General features: G+C 37.3%; 8 protein-coding genes and 2 pseudogenes. 7 read left to right on the top strand and 3 right to left on the bottom strand.

The features are described 5' to 3' along the window. Nucleotides 1–228: 228 nt before the first annotated feature. Complete coding sequence (gene murI / locus MW688_RS18810) at nucleotides 229–1,071, bottom strand: glutamate racemase (RefSeq protein WP_486737548.1); 843 nt, start codon at nucleotides 1,069–1,071, stop codon at nucleotides 229–231. Between the two features lie 47 nt (nucleotides 1,072–1,118). Beyond that, nucleotides 1,119–2,990: an N-acetylmuramoyl-L-alanine amidase gene (locus MW688_RS18805; protein ID WP_486737547.1), complete on the bottom strand. Its 1,872-nt coding sequence runs from the start codon at nucleotides 2,988–2,990 to the stop codon at nucleotides 1,119–1,121. Between the two features lie 239 nt (nucleotides 2,991–3,229). On the opposite strand from MW688_RS18805, the gene MW688_RS18800 reads away from it, so the two are divergent. The 6 genes and pseudogenes from MW688_RS18800 (at nucleotide 3,230) to MW688_RS18775 (ending at nucleotide 6,454) form a co-directional block, all read left to right on the top strand. Then, entirely contained in the window at nucleotides 3,230–3,727 is a 498-nt protein-coding gene (locus tag MW688_RS18800; protein ID WP_486737546.1) for a J domain-containing protein, read from the top strand. A 19-nt stretch (nucleotides 3,728–3,746) separates the two neighbouring features. Beyond that, nucleotides 3,747–4,019 (top strand): DUF3143 domain-containing protein, encoded by a 273-nt coding sequence (locus tag MW688_RS18795; RefSeq protein WP_486737545.1) that lies wholly within the window; start codon nucleotides 3,747–3,749, stop codon nucleotides 4,017–4,019. A 67-nt stretch (nucleotides 4,020–4,086) separates the two neighbouring features. After that, the gene (locus MW688_RS18790; protein WP_486737544.1) at nucleotides 4,087–5,478 is read left to right on the top strand and encodes a YcjF family protein; all 1,392 of its coding nucleotides are present in this window, start codon (nucleotides 4,087–4,089) and stop codon (nucleotides 5,476–5,478) included. Further along, on the top strand, nucleotides 5,478–5,666 hold the full coding sequence (locus tag MW688_RS18785; RefSeq protein ID WP_486737543.1) for a hypothetical protein: 189 nt from the start codon (nucleotides 5,478–5,480) through the stop codon (nucleotides 5,664–5,666). The genes MW688_RS18790 and MW688_RS18785 overlap by 1 nt, the downstream gene beginning before the upstream one ends. A 44-nt stretch (nucleotides 5,667–5,710) precedes the next feature. Further along, nucleotides 5,711–6,205, top strand: a pseudogene (locus tag MW688_RS18780) (LemA family protein). Nucleotides 6,206–6,271: 66 nt separating this feature from the next. Beyond that, complete coding sequence (locus tag MW688_RS18775; RefSeq protein WP_486737542.1) at nucleotides 6,272–6,454, top strand: hypothetical protein; 183 nt, start codon at nucleotides 6,272–6,274, stop codon at nucleotides 6,452–6,454. Nucleotides 6,455–6,536: 82 nt separating this feature from the next. Here MW688_RS18775 and tpiA read toward each other — a convergent pair whose 3' ends face one another. Beyond that, entirely contained in the window at nucleotides 6,537–7,262 is a 726-nt protein-coding gene (tpiA, locus tag MW688_RS18770; RefSeq protein ID WP_486737541.1) for a triose-phosphate isomerase, read from the bottom strand. Between the two features lie 149 nt (nucleotides 7,263–7,411). Here tpiA and MW688_RS18765 point away from each other — a divergent pair. Beyond that, a pseudogene (locus MW688_RS18765) lies at nucleotides 7,412–7,649 on the top strand (hypothetical protein); the annotation flags it as partial.

Here is a 7,649-nt window from a genome sequence, read left to right as displayed (position 1 = left end):
TAAGGGGGGCTTTTCATCATTTTTGTCAACATCTATTGGCGAGCTTGCTATAACTTGCTTGTCCGTCTTGTCGTGAAGGATTCACATCTTCTTGGAATAAGCTCATATCAAAGCACGCAAGTGCAAAAGTACTAAATAGGCCAACAGGCGAGAATCAATTTTTAAGGGGTTAGGATTAATTTTTTAACTCATTACTTCAAAACTCATTACTTCAAGACTCAACTCTAACTAAGTGAGAGTGCGATCGCCAAGCAGGTAAAATGACTTTTCTGATTCCTGTAGACAAATTTTTTCTACTTTGGGGGTAAAACCCAACCATTGCTTAGATAAAAGAGCAAACTTGCGAGGGCAACCACTAACGCAAAAACGGCTAGGACTGGGGAAAAAGCGATTTTGAAACCCAAGCATTTTTAATTCTCCCTTAGCAGCCATAACCACGTGTTTCGCCGGATCTATTAACTGAATATTTTGGGGAATAACTTGCTTAAAAATAGTTTCTAAATGACGATAGTGGGTACATCCATAAATCAAAGTATCAATATTTTTCTGCAACAAAGGTTCTAAATATTGTATTACTACTTTTTTAGTATAAGGATGGTAAATAAGATTTTGCTCAATTAGGGGGACAAAAGCTGAGCAGCCTATTTCAATAACTTCGGCAGTGCTATTAGCTTCTTTGATTGCCTGGGTATAAGCATTACTTTTAGCGGTAGCAGGAGTAGCAATCACGCCAATTTTACGGCCCTGGTGTGCAGCAGCTCGTGCTCCAGGTAGAATTACACCGAGAATAGGTAGATCAAACTCACAACGAACAGTTTCTAGAGCCAGGGCTGAGCTTGTGTTACAAGCCATAATCACCATTTTTACTTTTTGCCGACTCATCCAGGTTAAAATCTGACGTACAAATTGAATAATTTCTTCAGGAGAACGCACTCCATAGGGAAGTCTGGCTGTATCAGCGAAATAGAGTACTGATTCTTGAGGAAGTTGTTGATATAGTTGTTTTAAAACAGTTAGGCCCCCCACACCACTATCGAAGAGACCAATTCTTTGATTGGAAGATTTGTCCATATATAGCTCAAAAATAATTATTGGAAGTAAATATCATCAAAAAAGGCTTAACGATTATTTACATATTGTAAAATTCCCGCAGCGATCGCCTCTGATACCTGCTGACGAAAAATAGGATCTGCGAGTTTCTTCGCATCTTCTCGACCTGTTAAAAATCCAACTTCTACTAACACCGCTGGCATAGCAGTATGACGTAGTACATAGAAACGAGCACTGCGAATGCCGCGATTTCCCACGTCAACTCGTCTCAAAATACTATTATGAATTGCTTCAGCTAAGTTGCGGCCATCTCGATAGTAATAAGTTTCTATGCCATTGACATCAGGACGACTCATTCCCATAGAATTAGCATGGATACTAATAAATAAATCAGCTCCTCTTTCGTTAGCCATTGTGGATCTATTTTTTAAGCTTACATAGTGATCGCGATCGCGAGTCATAATCACTTGTATACCTTGTTCTTCTAAAATACTAGCCACCTTCAGAGACATGGGCAGAATTACGTCTTTTTCTTGAACACCGTTAATACCAATCGCTCCTGGGTCTTTACCTCCATGTCCTGGGTCTATAACCACTACTAGCCTCTCTTGATTATTATTTACCACTTGTCTTTGATTAGTTCTTTCTAATCTTGCCCAAGCCCTTTCTAGAGGACGAGTTTGACTAGAAGAATCTCTTGGTGGAGTGGATGGATCATCTAATACTCTACTAACTTGTGTTAACTCTTCTAGTCGTAACACGAGGCGATTTTCTCCCTCTTGTTCAACTTGACCAGGTATACTTACTCCTATAGCCGGATGCACTAGTACCACTATTGTTTCTGGGCTTTCTTGCCATACTCTTAATCGTGCAATCGGACTATTAGGAATAATTTGGGGTCTAGTAAAATTAGCTGCTAATTCAGCGTTGTCCAAACGAATTTGATAAACTCCATTCACTCTACGAGTTGTCTGGACATTTATTTTTTGATTACTATTAATTACTAGTTTTGTATTGTTATCCTGTAAGGCGATTGATTCCACTATCGCTTTGGTGTCAGAAGTATTTTCATCGCTAGAAGTTATATTTCTCCTAGGAGTTGGCGAAACTGTTCGGGTTACAACTTGTCTTTGTTTAGGGATTAAAACTAAGCCACCGTTACCAAGTCTACTATAGGAAGCTAACCAATCAGGACTCTCTTCCTCTACTGTTAAAATTAAACGAGCCATTGATGGTGAGGTAGAGTCTTGCACAAATTCTATGGATTTTACTCCATACTGGTTAATTGCTGCTTTTTGTCCTATTAAACTAGGTGGTAAAGTTACTCCTGTTAAATCTATTTCTACTGAGGTGCGATCTTCGCTTCTATTTACAGAGATTTTGTTGCTTTCTCGCTCTTCAAAACGTACAAACAAACCATTTTGAGTTACATGAAAATCTCTTGATTCAATTTCAGGGGGATTGGTTACAGGCACATTATTAGCATTACTATTAGTCCCCTGATTCTCTGTTACGCTTTGTGTTATTTCTAATCTATCACTAAACTCCGGTTCAGGCAAGTTAATCACCCAACGTTGGGAAGATAAACCACGAACACTTACTTTAGCGGGATCGATTATGTATCCTGGGGCTAATTCTATGACTAAACGAGCTATATCTGGTTGAAACTGTCCCACTCTTACAGTTTTAACAGCACCTCCTACAATTTGTGTAGCCATTTGACTACTATCCCCTAAATCAGCCACTGTGCCAGGTAAGTCAATTACTAGGCGTGTCGGATTAGAAATTATTTTTACTACTGGTTGTACACCACTATCTGTTCTGATGTTTAGCTGATTTTGGTTATTGTCAAAGCGCCAAGATAATAACTTAGCAGCTTCAGCAGGAGAATAACCAAGTAGAAAACCACAGAAACTCAGTACTAGCCAATGAAATTTCACAATATTTACTCCTCACAACATATTGATAACGTAAAAACGGTGCTGTACTAAATTGACTTTCTCTTTGAAAGAATGATTATTAATTATTTGAACATAATATAACTAATCCTACTAGGAAGCTCAACGCTTTGCCACAATCATTAACAGAATTTTAGCGGCCAATTACACTTTAATCATCGGGTAATTAAGGCTAAGATCCAAAAAAAACTAGTTACTTTTATCGTCCCTTTGATTAGAATATGGCTAATCCAAATTCTCAAAAGTCAAAACTATTACCAACACTAACTTACTATAATTTACTCGGTTTACATCCCTCGGCTTCTACTTGGGAAATTCGTCGCGCTTATCGAAAACTGAGTAAACTATATCATCCTGATACAACTTCTTTGCCTGTTAACATCGCTAAAACTAAGTTTCAAGAACTAAATGAAGCTTATGCTACTTTGAGCAGCCCTGATAAACGTTATCTCTATGACCTCGATATTGGCTATTCACGCCTCAATGTCATTCAAGCACCACCCGACTACTCTTCTACAGCTTCTAGGGCCACAAAAGCCTATTCTGGGCCAACGGATCGCCCTTTGTCCTCAGGAGAAATTTTTGCTCTCTTTCTTTTGGTATTAACTTTCTTGGGTTGTCTATTACTAGCAGTGGCGATCGCCTATTTTAGAGGTGATGAGGCTTGGCAATTACCTGTGGCGCTCCTTTCTAAGCTACAATTTTTAACAAAAGTGTAAAAAATATTTAAGTTGAACTATGGTTTTACCTAGCCCTGATACTCCTCTCTATAACCATCCTCTCCCAGATATTGAAGCTTGGCTGACTAATCTTGGCTGTCAACAGAATACTCAAGAAATAAATCGCTGGTATATAGATAAGTCTTCTTGGCAAGCTGATATTTATCTCGATATTGAGGAAATTGTGGTTATTTATCTCCAAGCTAACCCCAACGGCGAAGATATTCAAAGAATCTTTAAATATTCTTTGAGTCGAGAAGATGTAGAAGCAGCGATTTTTTCGGGTCCTTAACCACATTTTGCTACAATATATCTATAAATAGACTCAAAAATTAATTACACAAAAAGGAACAAAAGCAATGGGGGTAAAAATTCATAAGCCAATTTTATTAACAGGATTTGGCTTGTCTCTAGGTGTGTGGATTTGGTCAAACTTGGGGGATTCTCTTTTGGAAATGGGTCAACTAAGCCTCAATGGGGCGATCGCCCTCGGCGGCGTTTTATGGCTTCTACAACGCCAACGCCGTCAACATACTTCCCTTAACTCTTCTGCTGCTTCTCTACCCACAACTATCGATGCTAGTCAAGTAGCAGCAGCTATTACTAAAACAACTTCTATGCTTTCAGATTTATCTACAAATTTTGCCCCTGAAGTAGATACCAGTGATTTACAACAACAAATCACAGAATTACCAGAATTACTAAATAGTCAAACAGTAACTATTGCTATCACTGGTAACCAAAAAGTAGGTAAAACTACCCTGAAAAATTTACTGGAAAATAAATCTCTCGATAATCTGATATATACAGAAACAGAGTTAAATACTGCTTCAATAATTATATTTTTGACCACGGGAGATTTGACAGAATCAGAATGGCAAGAAATTCAAAAATGGTGTGGAGAAAAATATACGGTAATTATAGCTTTAAATAAACAAGATCAATATCGAGAATCAGAACAAGTCTTAATAATAGAACAAATTAAACAAAAAGTTAAACAACTTATTCCTCAAGAGAATATAGTAGCAATCGCCGCTAAACCTAAACCAGTGAAAGTAAGACAATATCAAAGTGATGGTAGTATAAAAGAATGGATGGAAGAATGTGAACCAGAAATTCTAGCCATGGAAACACAAATAAATAAAATAATTAGTCAGGAACAAGAAAAGTTATTATTGGCAACTACCTGGCGAAGAGCGATCGCCATACAACAACAAATTAATCAAATAACTAATGAGTTAAAAGCAAAACGCGCTCTACCAATCATAGAAAGATATCAATGGTTAGCAGCCACTGCCGCCATCGCTAATCCCATTCCCGCAGTAGATTTACTAGCAACAGTGGCTATAAATGGACAAATGTTAGTAGATATAGGGGAAATATATCAACAAAAATTTTCCCTCAATCAAGCCCAAACCGCAGCAGCTACCCTGGGAGAACTGATTGTTAAGTTAGGATTAGTAGAAATATCCACTCAAACAATTGCAGGTCTACTGAAAAGTAATAGCATTACATATATAGCAGGAGGGACCATACAGGGAGCTAGTGCCGCCTACTTAACAAGAGTCGCTGGTTTGAGTTTAATAGAATATTTTGAATCTCAAGCAATCACCCTGGAAGGATGGAATTTAGAAAAGTTAACAGCAACTATTCAAAAAGTTTTTGCTGAGAATAAAATATCCTACCAAAGAGAGTTATTTAAATATGTACAGCAGTGGGGACAAACTGAAAAAAGAGCAGAGTTAAACTGATGAATAATCAAAACTCACCAATACCAGAAGATATCGCCTCAGAAGTATTTAAAGTAGCCTCAGAAATGTACGCTGAAACCCAATCATCCTATTCAGTGTCTGAGTTACAAGAGGCAAGGAAAGAAGTAAATATTCCTCCAGAAATTATAGAAAAAGCCCTAGCAAAAGTACAAGAAGAAAACGCATAGCCAAACAAGAGGCAATAGCTGCCCAAAAAAGAAAAAAAACAGCTATGTATGTGGGAGGGGCGATCGCTAGTTTAGCAGTATTGTGGGGTATATTTACCTTTAATTCCTTATCAAGTGCAGAACAAACTGTTAATGCGAATTGGGCACAGGTAGAAAACCAGTTACAACGTCGTAGTGATTTAATACCGAGATTAGTAAATGTAGTCAATGCCCAATCTCAACAGGAAAAAGAAGTAATTTAAATACTACAACAGTCGCGCGATCGCTATTTAAAAGCCGAAACACCATCTGATAAACTAAAAGCTAATCAAGATATAAATAAAGCCTTAGAGCGATTTGAACAGTATTTTGGTACTTCTCAAGCCTATATCAACTTACAGTACGAAATAGCTGGTACAGAAAATAGAATTGCCACAGAGAGAAAAAGATTTAATGATGCTGTACAAATGTACAATCAAAAAATCAGTGCTTTTCCCAACTCAATTATTGCCTCTTTAGGAGGATTTGAGGCCAAAGAATTTTTTAAAGCTTCTGATTAAATTATTGGCAACAGCAACAAAAATCCTCTATCATAGTAATAGAGATAGAAAAATAAATAGAAACAGATGGCAAGACAACTAAAAAGCTGGGAGTCTCCACGCCGGGAAGGACGTAATAACAAAGGCAAAGGTGGCTCAGCGAGACAAAGACAACTGAAAAAAAGAGAAAATAGACTACGTCAACAACTAAAAAGCAGTCAAATCAATAATAATCAAAAGAAATCGGGGCAAAAGCCCCTTTTTTTTTAGCCAAAAATTTTTGAGTCAAAAACCCTTGTTACTTCTTTGTCTTGCCTTGACAAAAATTTTCAAAGTTTACCACAGGTGTAAACTACTGGTAGTTGACAATACGAGCAAAACTAGCTGGGTCTAAACTAGCACCCCCTACCAAAGCACCATCTATTTCCGGTTGAGACATAATTTCATCTACATTATTGGGTTTAACTGAACCACCATATTGAATAGTCACATCTTGATTCTTCAATTGTGAACGAATTATACCAATAATGCGATTAGCTTCATTAGCATCACAAGTATCGCCAGTCCCAATCGCCCAAATTGGTTCATAGGCAATTACCAAATTACTTTGGTCCACATCAACCATACCTTTTTTGATTTGGTTGATAATCACGTCTTCGGTTTCCCCTGCATCTCTTTGGGATTTGGTTTCTCCTATACACAAAATGGGAGTTAAACCGTGTCTTTGTGCGGCTAGGAGACGATAATTAACAGTTTCATCGCTATCTGCAAAGTATTGACGACGTTCACTGTGACCAACAATGACGTATTTAACACCGATTTCTGTTAGCATTGCACCAGCAATTTCTCCAGTATAGGCGCCATTATCTTCCCAGTGTATATTTTGAGCACCTATTTCCACACCTGAGTTATTTACTTGTTTACAGAGAAAGTCCAAACAAGTAAAAGGAGTACATAATACTACTTTATTATTGGGGTTGTCAGTTTCAATTTTAGATTGGAAAACTTGCCAAAACTCTAAAGCTTCTGCTTGAGTTTTGTGCATTTTCCAGTTACCAGCCATGATAATTTTACGCACAGTCTTAATTTTATCTACCTTTACATAACAAAACATCATATTATAGCTTATGGTTAATAACAAAGTCTTCTTAATCGACTATCATGAAAACAATTATTAATTGAGATAAGATAAACTATAAAAATGGATTAAAACAGCAATCTTGAAAAATGAAAACTTTTGGGGCAATTATCCAGTTTATATTTGGTTTTATTCTCGGTATAGCTTTACTAGCAGGGATTGGCGCCGGGATTGCCTATTATTTCCTCAGTAGATTAGCTCAAACACCACCTAAACCTTTGTTTAGCCAAGTAGTATCTAAGTCCAATTCATCAGAGGAAACTATAGTAACTGATGAAGTAAGCGATGAAGTAAGCGATGAAGTAAGCGATGAAGTAAGCGATGAAG

It is taken from the genome of Johannesbaptistia floridana (assembly GCF_057440575.1).
This window is presented reverse-complemented; position numbering and strand designations above follow the sequence as displayed.